This window comes from Archangium violaceum (assembly GCF_016887565.1).
GTDB lineage: Bacteria > Myxococcota > Myxococcia > Myxococcales > Myxococcaceae > Archangium > Archangium violaceum_B.
The window spans coordinates 7,200,013-7,217,691 of record NZ_CP069396.1; the positions used below are offsets into that span (position 1 = coordinate 7,200,013).

Annotated in this window: 4 protein-coding genes; 2 read left to right on the plus strand and 2 right to left on the minus strand. The window is 67.7% G+C overall.

From position 1 onward, the window contains the following. Together JRI60_RS28600 and JRI60_RS28605 are read right to left on the minus strand one after the other, a co-directional pair. Positions 1-12,819, minus strand: coding sequence for an SDR family NAD(P)-dependent oxidoreductase (locus tag JRI60_RS28600; protein WP_204219057.1), 12,819 nt, complete (start codon positions 12,817-12,819; stop codon positions 1-3). Positions 12,820-12,845: 26 nt separating this feature from the next. After that, positions 12,846-13,952 carry a 2-oxo acid dehydrogenase subunit E2 gene (locus tag JRI60_RS28605; protein ID WP_204219058.1) on the minus strand — a complete coding sequence of 369 codons (1,107 nt, stop codon included), beginning with the start codon at positions 13,950-13,952 and terminating at the stop codon, positions 12,846-12,848. Positions 13,953-14,525: 573 nt separating this feature from the next. On the opposite strand from JRI60_RS28605, the gene argC reads away from it, so the two are divergent. Together argC and argJ are read left to right on the plus strand one after the other, a co-directional pair. Continuing rightward, on the plus strand, positions 14,526-15,587 hold the full coding sequence (gene argC, locus JRI60_RS28610; protein ID WP_204219059.1) for an N-acetyl-gamma-glutamyl-phosphate reductase: 1,062 nt from the start codon (positions 14,526-14,528) through the stop codon (positions 15,585-15,587). After that, on the plus strand, positions 15,584-17,659 hold the full coding sequence (gene argJ / locus JRI60_RS28615) for a bifunctional glutamate N-acetyltransferase/amino-acid acetyltransferase ArgJ (protein ID WP_204219060.1): 2,076 nt from the start codon (positions 15,584-15,586) through the stop codon (positions 17,657-17,659). The genes argC and argJ overlap by 4 nt, the downstream gene beginning before the upstream one ends. The last annotated feature ends 20 nt before the right edge of the window (positions 17,660-17,679 follow it).

Below are 17,679 nucleotides of genomic sequence, written 5' to 3' on the forward strand. Positions count from 1 at the left end.
TCAGACCGCTTCCTCAACAATCATGTGGCAGTTGGTGCCGCCAAAACCAAACGAGGAGATCGCCGCGAGACGGGAACCCTTCTCCGGCGTCCAATCCCTGAGCCCGGTGTTCGGGAAGAAGGGCGACTCCTGGAACTTGAACCGCGGGTGCGGGCTGCTGCAGTTCAGCGTGGCAGGGATCTTCCGATTCACCATGCTGAGAAGCACCTTGATGAGGCTCGTGATGCCCGCGGCCGTCATCGTGTGGCCGAGGTTCGACTTCACGGACCCCAGCGCGCAGTACTGACGCCTCTGGGTGTATTGCCGGTAGACCTGGGTGGCCGCCTTGATCTCGATGGGATCACCCAGCAGCGTCCCGGTGCCATGCGCCTCGTAATAGCTGATGAGGTCCGGGTTGACCTGGCTGCGGCGCAGCGCGGCCTCGATGACGGCCTTCTGCCCCTCCTGGTTCGGAACGGTCAGTCCCATGGTCCTGCCATCGTTGTTGACGGCGGAGCCCAGGATGGATCCCAGGATGTTGTCTCCATCCCTGACGGCGGCGTCGTAGTCCTTCAGCAGGATCAGTCCCGCGCCCTCTCCCAGCACGAAGCCCTTGGCGCGTTCATCGAAGACATAGGACTTCCCGTCATCGGACAGCACCTCGGCCCGGCTGAACCCGATGTGCGCGAAGGGGTCCACCAGCAGGAAGATGCCGCCGGCCACCGCCATGTCGGATTCGCCGGTCAGGATGCTCTGGCACGCGTCGTGGACGGCCACCAGGGACGAAGAGCACGCCGTGTCGAGCGTCTTCGAGGTCCCCCGGAGGTCGTAGAAGTCCGAGACCCGGGCGGCCACCAGGTTGCCGATCGTATTCACGATCGCGCGCTTCAGCGTGGGGCGCGGCAGCAGGTGGTAGTTGTTCCGGACGTAGTTGTTCTCCTTCGCGCCCAGGATGATGCTGGTGTTGCTCCCCGCGAGTTCCTCTCGGGTGTAACCCGCTCGATCGAAGAGCTCCTGCGCCAGCTCGAGCGTGATCCGCTGCTGCGGATCCAACCCGACCGCGTCCTCCTCGCTGATCCCGAAGAACTCCGCGTCGAACGCCGCCAGATCCTCCAGGAAGCCGGCCTTGTTCGTGTACGTCTTGTCCCTCGCGCCCTTGTCAGCGCTGAAGACGGCCTTCGGGTCCCAGCGCCGTGGCGACACCTCGGTGATGAGCTCCCGCCCCGCCGCCAGGTTCTCCCAGAACTGCTCCGGGGTCGCCGACTGCGGCAACCGGCAGGAGACGCCGATGATCGCGACCTTCCCGCTCCTGGCTCCGTTGTGGCTCCTGGGCGCTGGCTTGGGCTCGGGCTCCGGCTCCGGCGACCGCGGCGCCTCCACGGTCCGTGTCTCCGCGGCCGCGGACTCGACTCGCGGCTCGACGGCCGGAGCGGGCTCGCTCACGACGTTGACGGCGATGCCCTCCTCGACCAGGAACTTCGCCAAGCCCCCGACCGTGGGGTGATCGACGATCGCGCTCGGCTCCACCGCGTTGTCGTACTTGCCCTCCAGCCGGTTCAGCACCTTCATCATCAGGATCGAATCGAGGCCGTACTCCTCGAAGTTCGTCTCGGCGTCGATGTCCTCTTTCCGGATCTTCAGCAGGTCGGAGAGGATCTCGAGCAGGTCCGCACGGACCTGTGCTTCGTCCGCGCCCTCGCGCCGAACCTCCCTGGGCTCGACCGGAGCGGAGGCCGCCACGCGAGAAGCCGGCTCCGCTTCCGCCTTCCCGATCCCGAAGAGCGAGACGATCTTCTCCCGCTCTCCAGAGAGCACGATGAGCTGGTCGGCGCCGTTCGCGGAGAGGGCGAAGTCGAACGCCTCGGTGCCCTGCTCGGTGCGCAGGCTGCGCAGGCCCTTGCTCTTCTCCAGCCACGCTTCGGCCTGGGCATCGATGCGCATCCCCCCGTCCCGCCACAGCGGCCAGTCGATGGAGACGGTCCTACCCCTCCGCTCACCCCGCGCGACCTGGCCGTTCCGGGCCCGAGCGAATGCATCCAGGAACGCGTTCGCGCCGCTGTAGTCGCCCTGGCCCACGTTGCCGAAGACGCCAGCGAAGGAGGCGAAGAGCACGAAGAAGTCCAGCGCCTCGTTCTTCGTAACCTCGTCCACGTTCAGGGCGCCATCGACCTTCGAGCCGAAGACCTGTGCCGCGTCGGCCCCACTCTTGTTGAGGAGCAGCGAGTCCCTGAGGATCCCCGCGCTGTGCACGATGCCATCGATACGCCCGTGCTCGCGCTTGATCTCCGAGAAGGCGCGACGCACCTGCTCCTTCTCTCCCACGTCGACCTGCACGTACTCGACCTGGAAGCCCTCCTGCCGCAGCTCCTCCAGCGCCTTCTGCCTGTCACCGGTCAGCGGCGACCGGCCGCTGAGGACCACGGTGACGCCTTCGGTGGCGCAGAGGTGCCGCACGAAGATGGTTCCAAGGCCTCCCAGTCCGCCCGTGATCCAATAGACGCTACCGGGTCGCACGGCCTGCGTTCCACGGCCTCCGAGCAAAGCGGAAGGCCCGAGCTCCACCAGCCGCTTGACTTCGCGGCTCCCGTCCGAGCCATACCGGACCTCGTCCTCGGACGAGGTGTCGGCGCTCTCGCGACGGATGAGCTCCTGCAGACGTCCCGGCTCGAGCGTCTCCAGCCGGTCGATGGTGACCACCTTCGGCTGGAGCTTCGAGTTCTCGAGCCTCGCCGTCTTCAGCAACCCGGCGAGGGGCGCATACAGGTGCTCTCCACTCCCGCCGGGAACGACGGCCAGGATCGGCTGCTTGTCCTTCGGCTTCCTCTGGAGGATGCCCTTGACGAGCTCGAGGCCGGCCGCGAAGCACTCGTAGACGCCTCCCCCTCGTGAGGTCGAGTCTGGCGGAGACATCCGGTGCGTCTCGAAGCCGAGCCCCGCCTCGATAGCCCGAGCCACCCGCTCCTGGACGCCCCACAGGAGCAGCACGGGGGTCACACCGCGCTCCAGCCCGAGGTCCGAGGCGCCGGCCTCCTTCCGCTGCCACTGAGGCCGGGCGTAGACCACGTCCGCCCGAGCCTCCGCTCTCGCGCGCACCGGCTCTGGCTTCTGCTCGCGCCTTCCGGGCGACTTCAGCGTCACGGACTCGAAGCGAACACAGAGTCCACCGTTCGCATCGAGGATCTCGACATCGAACTTCAAGAGCTTCGGATCGGCACTCCGCTCCGGCGCGCGCCGCACCCGGGCGTAGGCCTGCGCGGGAGTCGGCGCGTGGATCTCGACGGCCTTCGCGAAGAACGGCAGATGGGACGGGCCCGCGTCCAGGGTTCCATCCGCCCCCAGGGAAAAGCCAAGGGTGGCCTGGAGCGCGGCATCCATGATGCTCGGATGCAGCACGAAGTCCTTCCGACCGTCGTTCAAGAAGGCCGGCAGGGAGAGCTTCGCCAGCACCTCATCCGGGCCGTAGCTCAGCTCCTCCACGCAGCGGAAACCGGCGCCGTAATCGAGCCCCCGCTCCTTGAAGAGGCGGTAGAGCCGCTCGCTGGTGACCCTGGAGGCGTGGCGCTCGCGGAGACCCGCCAGGTCGACCCTGATCGCGTTCCGGCTCGGACTGTCGCCGAGCACCACCCGCCCCTGGCTGTGGACGATCGCTCCGCTCGGAGCTCCGTCCGGGCCACTGCGAACCTCATAGCTGACCTCCGACCCCTCGGAGCGCAGGGACACCACGACCCGGGAGCGGGTGTTGCCCACGACGATCGGCTCGGCCCACACGACGTGCTCGAACCCGAGCGGCTTCCTCCCGCCCGAGTACTCCACCGCGGCCCTGACCATCTCCAGGTAGGCGACGCCCGGAAGGACGCGCTCCTGGCCGACACGGTGGTCCTTCAAGAAGAACTCATCGCCGCTGAAGACGGTAGCGAACCGCTGCTCGCCGAAGACAGAGGTGTTCTCGTGAACGAGCGGGTGGAGGACCTTCGCCCGGCTGCTCGTCGCTTCCGCCGCCACCGCTTCCGCCGCCACCCAGTACCGCTCCTGCGCGAACGGATACGTCGGCAGGGGAATCCGTCTGGCCGGCTGGTCTTCGTACAAGACGGCCCAGTCCAGATCGCCGCCCCTGACCCAGAGCTCACCGAGCTGCTTGACCTTGCCCTTCAAGGCCCACTTCCGGATTCCCTCCCGGAGGTCCTCGTCCATGTACAGGTGGCGGATGCCATCCCTGTCCTTCGAGGCCTGCCCGCGAAGGACGTTCTCGACCTCCGACCGTCCCGAGCCGAAGGCATCCAGTTGCTTGCACAGCTCGGCCACGTCACTGGCCAGGAACACCACGCGGTGGTCCATGGCCTGCCGCCCGAGCTGCAGCGTGTACGCGACATCCCGGAGGTCGAGCTGCTCCGAGGCCGACACCTTCTTCAGGTGCGCGCTCAGGCGCGCGGCCATGAGGGGGAGTCGGTCCTGCTTCCTGGCCGACAACGGGATGGCCACCCGCTGCCCGTCCTGTCGCGAGCGGTCCGGCATCCGCGAGCGCCTGGAGCCCGGCGTCTCCCGGTACTCCTCGATCACCATGTGGGCATTGGTCCCGCTGAAACCGAAGGAGCTGATCGCGGCCCGGCGAGGCTGGTCCCCCGTTCGCGTCCACTCCCGCAGCGTCGTATTGACGAAGAACGGGCTGTCCTCGAAGTCGATGTGCTCGTTGCCCTGCTGGAAGTTGATGCTCGGCGCGAGCTTGCCGTGCTTCAGCGACAACAACACCTTCTCCAGGCTGACCAGACCGGCGGCCGCGGCGGTGTGTCCCAGGTTGGTCTTCACCGAGCCGATCGCGCAGAACCGCTTCCGGTCGGTGTGCTCCCGGAAGACCGTCGTCAGCGCATCGAGCTCGATGGGATCGCCGAGCTTCGTGCCCGTGCCGTGGGCCTCCACGTAGCTGATGCTCTCGGGCGAAATGCCGAACCGCCGGTAGACGTTCCGCTGGAGCTCGCTCTGGGAGTTGGCACTGGGCGCGGTGATGCCGTTCGTCTTCCCGTCCTGGTTGATGCCCGACCCGGCGATCACCCCGTAGATGTGATCACCCGCCTCGACGGCGTCCTCCAGGCGCTTCAACACCACGGCCGTCACGGCCTCGGCCGGCACGAACCCGTCCGCCCTGTTGTCGAACGTGAAGCAACGGCCCTGAGGCGACAGCATGCCCGCCTCACACATCTGCCTGTACACGTCGACGCTGAGGTACAGCGTGACGCCTCCCACGAGCGCCATGTCGATCTCGTGGGACAGGAGGGCCTGAGCGCCCAGGTGCGCGGCCACGAGCGAGGACGAGCACGCCGTGTCCAGCGAGATCGCGGGGCCCTTCAGGTTCAGGAAGTAGGCAATCCGCGCCGCCGAGATGGCATTCGAGGTGCCCAGCATCGTCTGGGCCATGCCCATGTACTTCGGATTCCTCGCCAGCACCTGCCAATACTCGTTGGACATGATGCCGAGGTAGGTTCCACCTCGCACACCGTGCAGCGACTCCGGCGAGTAGCCAGCGTCCTCCAACGCCTTCCAGGCCTCCTGCAGGAAGAGCCGCTGCTGCGGATCCATGCACTCGGCTTCGACGGGAGACAGGTTGAAGAACAGCGGATCGAACTCGTCGATGTCATCGAGCGCACCGAGCCACTTCGAGTAGATCCCCCCGTTCCCCTTGTTCGCGGGGTTGAAGTGCTCATCGAGGTCCCAGCGGTTCTTTGGAACCTCGACGACACTGCACACACCGTCCGCGAGGTTGTTCCAGAACTCGTCGACGTTCTTCGCGCCCGGGAACCGGCCCGACATGCCGACGATCGCGATCTTCCCCGTGGAAGCCGACACCTGAGGGCGAGGGCTCTCTCTCTCGCGAGGACGCTCATCCCGCACGGTCGTCACGGGCGAGACCGGAGGCTCGGCCCGCGCGGTCCGCGGAACCTCGGGCTCCCTGGCGACGATGGGCTCCCTGGCGACAACGGGCTCTGGCGCCCGCTCTTCCCGGGGACGCAACGGGGCGGAAGGGGCGGTCCTGGGTGCTGGCGCGTCGTCCCGGGACAGGTTGCGGTCGATGAACCGGGCCAGATCATCGAGGGTGGGATGGTCGTACAGCTTCGTCGCGGCGAGCTTCAATCCGAAGTGCTGGTTGATGCTCTTGATCCACTCGACGCCGATGATCGAGTCCATCCCCAGGTCGACGAACTTCTCGTCCTCCCGAACCTCTCCCTCCTTGAGGAACAGCAGGGCGGTGAGCTGCTTCGCGAGGGTCTGCTTGATGGAGGCGGTCTGGTCCTGGGCGGGCCTGGCCACCTCTTCCTTCGGCTGTGCGGGGCGATTGCGCTCGGGGGCCGGTGCAACCGGAGCCGCCTGCCCCGCGAGCCTTCCGGCGATGAACGCCGACAGATCCACCAGTGTCGGGTGGTCGTACAGCTTCGTCGCGGGAAGCTTGAGGCCGAAGCGCTCGTTGATGAGCTTCACCCACTCGACGCCGATGATCGAGTCCAGGCCCAGGTCGACGAACTTGTCACCATCCCGGAGTTCACCCTCCTTGAGGAACAGCAGTTGCGCCAGCTGCTTCTCCAGGGTGGACTTGATCTGCGCCACGTCCTGCTGGCTGGCGGTAGGCGCCTTCACCGGGGCCGGGTCCGCGGCGGGCACAGGGTCCTTCACCTCGGAGGCGCGATACGCCGGGCTCGCGGGGACCGTCCGCGTCCCCTGCTCTCTCGGGGACTCCTTCGGCGCGGTAGCCGGGGTGCGGGCGACCATGTCCCCGATGAACGCCGCGAGGTCCGAGATGGTCGGGTAGTCGTACAGCCGGGTGGCGGGAATCTTGAGGGAGAAGCGCTCACCGATGAGCCGCGTCCACTCCACTCCGACGATGGAATCCAGACCCAGCTCGGTGAACTTCAGCGCCTCGTCGATGTTGGTGCTGTCCAGGAACAGCAGGGTCTTGAGCTGCCGCTTCAGCTCCGCCTTGATCACATCGAGCCCCTCGCCACGAACGCTCGGCGCCGCGCGAGCCACGGGTGCCACCTGGGGCTCCGGTGCCGCACGGGTCTCCACCGCGGCGGGGCCACCCGGCGTGCCCAGGCGGATCCTGGGGCGACTCGCCTGAGACGGGGGGGACACGGGCTTCACTGGAACGTCATTCAAGTTCGCCAGCTTGATTCTTGGAGCCACTGCCGCGTCCGCCTTGTCGCTCGACCGCTGCCCGGTTGCTTCAGCGGTCCTGGTCCTGTCCAACTTCCCGTTGTCTTCCGAGTGCACGCCGCTCTCGTTTGAATCGCTCTTGCCCGAGGCCTCGAACCAGATCTTGCGTTTCATGAACGCGTAGGTCGGCAGCGAGAGTCTTCTCGGGCTCTTGTCGAGGTACAGCTGCTTCCAATCGATGCTTCCGCCCGTGCACCACAGGGCGGCCAACTTCTCCAACTGCCCCTCACGCAGCCAGCGCTCGACGCTCCGCGTGTCCGCATCGGGAGAGGCACCGTTGCCCTTGCCCACGTGGCCCTGGAAGCAGTTCGCGATCGTCTGCCCGCCATCGACATACTCCTCCAGCCGCTGGCGAAGCTCCGAGGTGCCGTGGACGACGAACGCGGCCCGGTGCTCCATCGCCTCCCGGCCCACCATCAGCGTGTAGGCCAGGTCGACCAGGTCCACCGGGGACTGGCGGAGGAAAGCCAGCATCTTCCCGGCATAGGCCTTCAGGGACTCGGGCGTCTTCGCCGAGAAGATCACCAGGGCCGGCGCGTCATCGGAGGTGGCGTGCCTGACCGTCCTGGCCCGCTCGCCTGCGTATTCCTCGATGATGACATGCGCATTCGAGCCTCCGGCTCCGAACGAGCTGATGCCCGCCCGCCGCGGCCACTCCCGCCCGTCGATGACGGGGCGCTCCCAGTCCGACAAGGTCCGCTGCACCTTGAACGGGCTGAGCGCGAAGTTGATGTTCGGGTTCAGGCTCTCCGAGTGCAGCGACGGAACGAGCTTCCCGTGCGCGAGCTGGAGCAGGATCTTGGTGACCCCCGCGATGCCCGCCGCGGCCTCCAGGTGGCCGATGTTCGCCTTCACCGAGCCGATCGCGCAGAACTGTTTGTCCTCGCTGTGCTTCTTGAAGGCCTTGGACAAGCCCGCGATCTCGATCGGATCGCCCAGCTCGGTGCCCGTGCCGTGCGCCTCGATGTAGCTGAGGGTCCTGGCATCGACCCTGGCGCGCTCCAGTGCGGCGCTGATCAGCTCTCCCTGCGCGTTGGGGTTCGGGACGGTGTAGCCGGAGGTCCGCCCCCCATGGTTGATGGCGCTTCCCCGGATCACCCCGTAGATGAGGTCGCCGTCCTTCTCGGCCTGATCGAGGCGCTTCAGCAGGATCGCTCCCGAGCCTTCACCAGGGACGAATCCATTTCCACCCTTGCCGAAGCTCCGGTTCTTGCCATCGTCGGACAGCATCCGCATCCGGCTCAGGTAGGCATAGCTCGACGGATGGACATACAGGTTGACGCCGCCGGCGATCGCGATGTCGCAGCTGCCGTTGCGGATGTGCTCACAGGCCAGATGGATGGCCGTCAGCGAGGCGGAGCACATCGTGTCCACGGGCAGGCTCGGGCCGTGGAAGTCGAAGGCGAAGGACACCCGGTTCGCCAGCGAGCTGAAGGACGTCTGCGGATGGAAGCCCTTCTCCTGTCCCTCCGCCGAGCGGTACAGGTCGAAGCCGGTCTTGGTGATCCCCGCGTACACCCCCACCGTGAACCGGCCGAGCGACTCGCGCGTATATCCGGCGTCCTCGATGACTTCCCAGCACGACTCCAGGAACTTGCGCTCCTGGGGATCGATGTTCAGCGCCTCGCGGGGCGAGACATTGAACAGGAGGCAGTCGAACTCGTTGAAGCCCTGGATGAAGCCGCCCCACTTGCTGTAGCTCTTCCCCTGCTTGCCCGCTTCATCCTTGTCCGGGCAGTAATGCCGTTCGACGTCCCAGCGCTCGCCCGGGATGACGCCGATGCTCTCCTTCGCGTCCCGGAGGTTGTTCCAGAACTGCCGGATGTCTTCCGCGCCGGGATACCGGCCCGACAGGCCGATGATGGCGATCGGCGTGTCGTCGTCCCTTGGAGGGACGCGTCCGGGCACGGGTTCAGTGCCCTCCTGACGAGCCATGGGAGCCGACTCGCCCTGGACTCGCGGTTCCGGGGCCTTCGGGCCGACCCATCGCGAGACGGCCTCCCGCTGCTCCTGGAGGAAATAGTCCGCGAGGTCGGCCAGCGTCCGGTACTCGTAGAACAGGGTCTTGGAGACGAGGTTGTCTCCCAGGACCTCATCGAGGATCCGGTTGATCTGCCCGATCATGATCGAATCGATTCCGTACATCTCGAACGACTCGGTCTCGTCGATCTTCGAGCTCGGAATCTTGATCACACCCGCCAGCAGTTCCTTGAGCGCGTCGAGGACGCCGCGCCTGAGCGCGCCATCGTCCAGCTCGGTGGGCCGGGCCGCCTCCCGCTTCTCCTCCACGGCTGAACGGAAGAGCCCGGCCTCGAGCACCTGGCGGCGCAGCCTCGGGACGTCACCTTCCAGGACCAGGAGGTGGTGGCACTCCGCTTCCAGGAGCCGGTCGAAGACGGCCAGTCCGGTCTCCGTGCGCATCGGAGACATCCCCAGCCTGCGCTGGAGCAGCTGGAGGCTCTCCTCGTCGACCCCCATCCCCCCTTCCTTCCACAGGGGCCAGCTCACGGAGAGGGTCTTTCCGGAGCGTTCCCCCTCCTGAACCAGCCGCTGCCGGTACTCCGCATACCCGTCCAGGAACGCGTTGGCGGCCGAGTAGTCAGCCTGACCCACGTTCCCCAGGAGGCTGGTCATGGAAGAGAAGACGACGAAGAAGTCCAGGGGCTCTTCCCGCGTGGCCAGGTCGACGTTGACGACGCCCCCCACCTTGGGAGCCATCACCGTGGCGATCTCGGCCTCGGTCTTCTTGATGATGAACGCATCGCGGATGAGACCCGCGCTGTGGATGACACCGTTGAGACGTCCGTGGCGCCGTTTGATCTCCGCGACGATCCGCTGGACGTCCTCCCTCACGGCGATATCACCCTGGAGGTACTCGACCGTCGCACCCGAGGCCCGCAGGGCGTCGAGCTGCACCCGCTTCTCGTCGCTCAACGGCGAGCGCCCCGTGAGAACGAGCTTCGCCGAGCCCACCCGGCCGAGGTGCCTGGCGAAGATCAACCCCAGGCCGCCCAGGCCACCGGTGATCCAGTAGACGCCGCCATCCCTGAGACGTGCGGGCGTGCCCGTCCCCCGGAGCTCGACCGGAGAGAGCTCCTTCAGCGTCCGGACCTGCCGCGTCCCGTCCTCGAGGTAGCGGACCTCTTCGGCCAGGGACTCGCCGGAGCCGCACTCCTTCTCGAGGATCGCCAGGATGCGCTCGGGGCTCAGCGTGCTGGGGACGGTGATGAGCTTGCCCCGAACGCTCGGATTCTCCTGGCAGGCCGTCTTGAGCAGGGCCATCAGGGGCGCGTAGGCCAGGCCCGAGAAGTCCAGCCGACGTGGCTCGGAGCGCTCCGCGGAGCTCAGCACCACGATGTTCTGAGACTCGGTCCCCCGGCCTTCCAGGCGCCTCCGGACCCGCCTGAACACGTCCAGGAAGTCACGCGAGAACCGCTCGCCGACGGACTCTTCCGCGTCGTCCCGTGCCGAGCTCAGGGACGCGATCTCCGTCGATGGGAAGAGCGAGGCGGCGCGGCTCTCGAGCTCCGTTCCCGCGTTGGCGAGAACGAGGAGGGACGCCGCGGGGCGCGAAGTGGAGGCTCCGGTCCCTGAGAGGGCCTTGTCCTCCCACCGGGGAACCGCCTGGAGAACGCCGTCCAGCGTGGCGTCCGGCCGCTGCTCACGAACCTCCACGGGCGCGGGCTCCGCCACCGGGAGGCTCGCGCTCACCCAGTGACGATCCCGGGCAAAGGGATAGGTGGGGAGCCCCGCCTTGCGCGGCATGCTCTGGCCGTAGAGCCCGTGCCAGTCGACCTCGAGTCCCTCGACCCAGTTCTGGGCGAGCTTCCGGAGGTCCTGTCCCTGGACCGCCCGACCGCTGGCGTCCACGCCGTTGCTCTCGAACGCGGGGCGCCGGGCCGCCGCCTTGACCTTCGCGACCCGTCCCCGGATGACGTTCCCGGCGTCGTTGCCAGTGGATGGATGGGCCTTCAGCGCGCGTAGCAGCTCGTCCGCGTCATTCACGAGGAACGCCACGCGCTCCCGCATCGGCTCCCGCCCGGTCTGCGAGGTGTACGCAAGGGACTCGAGCTGTTCCGGGGTGAGGGCCGGGTGGCGGAGCAACTGGTCACGGAAGCTCGCGATCATCTGCTCCAGCTGCTCCCCGGTCCTCGCGGAGAACACCACGAGCCGTGGCCCGGAAGAGGGCTGGCGCTGGGCTTCCACCTGGCCAACAGGCTCGACGTACTCCTCGATGACCGCGTGCGCGTTGGCGCCACCAAAGCCGAACGAGCTCACGCCCGCTCGCCGCGGCCAGTGTGCGCCCGCCCCGTCCACCAGCGGCTCCCAGGGCTGGAGCTTGTCGACGACGTAGAACGGGCTTCCCGTGAGGTGCAGATGCGGGTTCATCTGCTCGAAGTGCACCGTCGGCGGCAGCTGCTTGTTCCGCAGGCAGGCGAGGATCTTGATCAAGCCCGCCGCGCCCGCCGCCGACTCCAGGTGTCCGATGTTGGTCTTGATCGAACCCAGGGCGCAGCGGTGCCGCGACAGGTCCTCGCCCCGCTTCTGGCCCAGCTTCGCGAACGCGTTCTGCAGGGCCTCGACCTCGAGAGGATCCCCGAGTGGCGTCCCCGTACCGTGGGCCTCGACGTACCCGATGCTCTGGAGCGGAACGTTCGCGGCCTCGTACGCCGAGACGAGGAGCTCCGTCTGGGCGTTGGGATTCGGGGCCGTCAGCGAGTTGGCCCTGCCGCCGTGGTTCACCGCCGTGCTTCGCACCAGACCGTGGATCCGGTCCCCATCCGCCCGCGCGCGCGCGAGGGGCTTGAGCATCAGGACCGTGACGCCCTCCCCTCGCACGTAGCCATTGGCCCTCGCATCGAAGGTCCGGCACCGCCCATCCGGGCTCAGCATGCCGGCATCCGAGTAGGCCGCGAACAACCTGGGCGACAGCAGGAGATTCACCGCACCGACGAGCGCCTGCTCGCAGTCCCCCTGCCGCATCGCCTGCACCGCGTGGTGCAGCGCGATCAGCGAGCTCGAGCAGGCCGTGTCGAGGGTCTCGCTCGGCCCGCGGAAGTCGAAGAGGAAGGAGATGCGATTGGCCAGCATCGACGGCGACGTCCCCAGGACGCAGTGCGCCGTCCGGGCCAGCGGCTGCTGCAACTGCAGGAGATCCCCGTAGTCGTAGCTGCAGATGCCCGCGTAGACGCCCGTCCGGGTTCCCGCCAGGTGCCCCGGCCGATAGCCCGCGTCCTCGATCGCATGCCAGGCCGTCTGCATGAACAGACGCTGCTGCGGATCGATCATCTCCGCTTCCTTGGGCGACAGCTTGAAGAACGCGGCGTCGAACTTGTCGACGTCCTGGAGGTAGCCGCCCCAGTACTCGCTCGTGGACCCCGGGGAGTGCCCGTCCAGGCCTCGCGGGAAGCGCTCCTTCCGGATCGCGTCCCCTCCGTCCTTCAGCAGGGACCAGAGGCCCTCGAGGTCGTTCACCTCCCCCGGAAGCCGGAACGCCAGGCCGATGATCGCGATCGGCTCCTGGGACGTCCCCGACGCGGGGCCTCCTTTCTGGGAAGCGTCGCGCCTGGCCGCCAGGCTGGCCTGAAGCTTTCGAAGCTGCTCTTCGGAGAGGTGCTTGATGCGCTCTCGGACATCCATGGACAGGCACTCCGGAACTACGAATCTCAGTGGTTGTTGGTCTCGAGCTCGTCGAGCAACGCGGCCAGTTGATCCCGCGGCAACTCGCTCAGGCTCCGCGTGAGCGCGTCCAGATCTACTGAAGACCCCTCATCCCGCGACCGTGGCGACTGCGTCACGTCCTCATCGGCGAGGGACAACTTGCCGGCACAGAAACGGAACAAGGCCTCCACGGACGGGTGATGCCACAGCAGGGTGCCCGGCAGAGAGGTGGATAGCAGCTCTTCCAGGAACGCCTTCAGCCTGAGCGCCTTGTGCGAATCGAGGCCCAGGACGCCGAGCGATTCGTGCTCGTCGATCTGGTCGGGAGCGACGCCCAGCATCTGGCCGACGCAGCCCAGGAGCGCCTCTCGCAGCTCTCGCGCCGTCGTGACCTTCGTGGCGGGCCGCCGCTCGGTGACCGCGTCTCCACCGGCGGCCTCTCGAGCGAGCCGCTCACTCAAGCCCTCCAGGAAGCGCGCGATCGGCATCCCATTCAGGGCGCGGTGATCGAACCCCATCGACACATAGGCGAGAGGCTCCTTCTCGTCCTTCCGCGGGGCGGGAGTGAAGAAGAACAGGGTGGCCACCGCGGGCGACACCACCAGGGGTGAGCCAAACATGAGGCTCTGGCCGCCCATGTAGCTCAGGACCACCGACATGTTCTGCTTCGCCTGGTCCTTGCCCTGCATCGCCAACCGGATGCGCTCCTGGAGCGTGTCGACGAAGGCATCGAAGGAGAGCGTGTCCGCGTCCTCCACCAGCGCCGTCACCAGGTCGCCCGCGTCCGTCTCCACGGCGATGCCCAGGTGCACGTGCTCGTACTGGCGCAGATACGACTCGTTCTCCAACGTGCACCGCAGCTGCGGGAAGTCCGCGAGCGCGCGGGTCACCCAGTACGCGAAGAACTGGAAGTCCGTGAGGTAGCGAACCGGCTTGTTCTCCCCGGCTCCGGACAGCAGCCGCTTGCTGGCCGCGCGAAGATGGTTCAGCTCCAACCGGCTGACGATCGTCGTCGGAACCACCTCGCGCTGGCTGCGCTTGAACTGCGCCGTGAGCCACTTCTGCTGTGCCGAGAGAGGCTTCAGCTCATAGCCAGCATTGCCCTGGCTCATAACTCTTGCCTTTCCATCAAGAATCCACGTCCGGATGCATGTGCCAACGGCAGTCCACGGGAAAGCCACACTCATGGGTCGTGCGGAGGGCCCGGCATGAAGAGACCAACCCAAGCGACGCTGGGATCAACTCTGGCCAGACCGGATAGCACTTGGTTCCGACATGCGGGAAAACGCCGCTCGCGCGGGCCACGTTCCCACCGCGCTCCTTCTCTCGGAACGCACGTCTAGTCTTGCCCGTTACTCGCGTTGTGGATCACTGCCCCCCTCATTTCATGCACTGATGCCGCATCACCCAGAGCTGTACGAGTTCTCCCGAGTTCCGGGCTCTTTTGTTGAAAACTGAGCTAACTAGCAGGATCCAGGCTCAGTGCAACGAAAGTTTGCACGTGAAAAGGTCGAGCGGGCTGGAGCCTGGCCACCAGTCGTCCCGCTGATTTGCCCGTGCACCCCCCACCTCCTCGGCGGGTGCGAAACGCGCTCTCACCCTCCAAGAAGACGTTGGGCCTCGGCGGCGGGAATACGCATTTGTCGCTTGCTTGTATGCAGGGTAGCGAATATTCATGCACCTCCATGCATAAGACGGCGATCGGCATCATTGGCGCGTCCGGCTACTCCGGCGTCGAGGCGACCCACATCCTGGCGGCCCACGAGCAGGTGGATCTGCGACTGGTGACCAGCGACAGGTGGCAGGGCGAGACCGTGGGCCGCCGCCTGGGCATCGCGGGCCCCCTCGGGCAGCTGCGCTATGCGCCGCTGGACAAGAGCGCCGAGCTGGCCCGCGAGTGCGAGGTCGTCTTCCTCGCCACGCCGGCCGAGTCCTCGCTGCACCTGGTGCCGCAGTTGCTGGCCGCGGGCGTGCGGGTCATCGACCTGTCGGGCGCCTTCCGGCTGCAGGACACGGCCACCTACCCGGCCTTCTACAACTTCACCCACTCGGCGCCGGAGCTGCTGGGACAGGCCGTCTATGGCCTGCCGGAGCTGTTCCGCGAGCGGATTCCGGGCGCCCGGCTGGTGTCCAACCCGGGCTGCTACGCCACCGCGTGCGCGCTCTCGGTGGCGCCGCTGCTGCGCGCCGGGCTGCTCGACGAGGGCTCGGTCATCTTCGACGCCGCCTCGGGCACCACGGGCGCCGGCCGCAAGGGCTCGGAGGACATGAGCTTCAGCGAGGTGGACGAGGACTTCCGCGCCTACCGCGTGCTGCGCCACCAGCACACGCCGGAGATCGCCCAGACGCTCGCCCTCACGGCTGGCCGGAAGGTGCCCCTCACCTTCACCGCGCACCTGCTGCCGCTCAAGCGCGGCATCCTCGTCACCGCCTACGCGCGCCTGCGCTCGGGCGCCACCCCCGCCGAGGCCCGCGCCGCCCTGGAGCAGGCCTATGCCTCCACCCCCTTCGTGACGGTGGAATCCTCGCCGGACGCGGTGGGCCTCAAGGCCGTGGTGGGCACCAACCGCTGCGTGGTGGCCCTGGCCGCCGACACCACCGGGTTCGATCCGGGCCGCGTGGTGGTGACGGCCGCCATCGACAACCTGGTGAAGGGGGCGGCCGGGCAAGCCGTCCAGAACCTCAATCTCATGATGGGGTGGGATGAGACCCGTGGCCTCTCCACCCTGCGGAGCTTCTGTCCGTGAAGGTGCCGCTCGGCTTCTCCTTCTCCGGCATGCATGCCGGCCTCAAGCCCCAGCGCAAGGACGTGGCGCTCGTCTACAGCGACACGCCCTGCTCCGCCGCGGGCTGCTTCACCGCCAACAAGGCCAGGGCCGCCCCGGTCCAGGACGCCGAGCACCGCCTGCCCGCCACGGGCATCCAGGCCGTCCTCATCAACTCCGGTAACGCCAACGCCCTCACCGGCCCCGCCGGCCTGGAGGACGTGCGCACCCTGCTGACGGAGACGGCCCGCGTCCTCTCCGTGCCCGCCTCCGCCGTGCTGGCCGCCTCCACGGGGGTGATCGGCCATCCGCTGCCCGTGAACAAGGTGCTGGCGGTGCTGGGCCCGCTCAAGAACGCCCTGCGCGCCGAGCCCGATGCCGCCGCCGAGGCCATCATGACCACCGACACGCGCCCCAAGCAGGCGTGGCGCGAGGTGCGCATCGGCGGGCGGAACGTGACGGTGTCCGCCATCTTCAAGGGCTCGGGGATGATGCACCCGTCGCTGGCGACGGTGATCGCCGTCATCACCACGGACTGCGCCATCCAGCCCGGAGCGCTCGCGGCCGCCCTGCGCGAGGCGGTGTCCTCCACCTTCAACAGCCTGACGGTGGATGGGGACATGAGCCCCAACGACACCGTCTACGCCCTGGCCAATGGCCGGGCCGGCAACCCGACCATCACGGACCCGGGGCCGGAGCTGCTCGCCTTCACCGCCACGCTGTCGGACCTGTGCCTGGAGATGGCGCGGGAGATCGCCTCCGATGGCGAGGGCGCCACCAAGCTGCTCGAGGTGAAGGTGGCGGGAGCGCCCACCGGGGCCATCGCGCAGGATCTGGCGCGGGCCGTGGCCGGCTCCACCCTGGTGAAGGCCGCCGTCTTCGGGGCGGATCCCAACTGGGGCCGCGTGCTGGCCACCGTGGGAGCGCGCGCCGGCACGCAGGGCTACGACATCGACCCCTACTCGGCCCGGGTCTGCATCCAGGGCATCACCGTCTACCAGGGCCGGCCCCAGCCGCATGACCCCGGGCAGCTCAAGGCGCGCATGCGCGAGCCCGAGGTGCGCATCGAGGTGGACCTCACCGGCGGCGAGGCCTCGTCGGTGGCCTGGGGGTGCGATCTCTCGTACGACTACGTGAAGATCAACGCGGACTACACCTCGCTCATCATCCCGAGGCCGGACGGGGGCGTGGGCAAGGACGATCGGCTGGCCAACTACAGCCCCGCGTTCAAGACGACGCTGCTGGTCGAGGCGCTCTCGTACATCTCCCGCTTCAAGGGCAAGCGCTGCGTCATCCGCTACGGCGGCGCGGCCATGGTGAAGGAGAACCTCAAGCAGTCCTTCTGCCGGGACATCGAGCTGCTGCGCTCGGCGGGCCTGCAGCCCATCATCGTGCACGGCGGCGGGCCGGAGCTCACCCGCACGCTGGACAAGCTCGGTCTGCGGCAGGAGGGTGAGCTCATCACCGATGACTCGGGCCTCAAGGTGGTGGAGATGGTGATCTCCGGCTCCGTCAACTCGGAGCTCGTCACCATCCTCAACCAGCTGGGGGACCGGGCGGTGGGCCTGTCCGGCAAGGACGGGGCGCTGCTACGGGCGCGGCGGATTCCGGGCGACGACGGGCGCTCCAAGGAGCACGTGGGCGAGGTGACGCGCGTCAACCACGAGTTCCTGGAGATGCTCCTGGCGCAGGGCTACGTGCCGGTCATCTCCCCCATGGGGCTGGGCGAGGACGGGCAGACGTACGATCTCGGCTCGGACGCGGTGGCCTCCGAGCTGGCCACCGCCCTCAAGGCCCACAAGCTCATCTACCTGCACGACGCGCCGGGCATCCTCCGGGGCGAGGAGCTCTTCTCGGAGCTCACCGCCGCGCAGTTGGAGGCGCACCTGACGGCCGGGGCCTTCAGCGGCAGCATGCAGACGCGCTCGAGGATGGCGCTGAAGGCGCTGAGCACCGGAGTGGAGCGCGTGCACGTCATCGACGGGCGGGTGCCGCACAGCCTCATCGCCGAGCTCTTCACCGACAAGGGCGTGGGAACGCTCGTCACCCGTTGAGCCGATGTCACGAGGGCCTC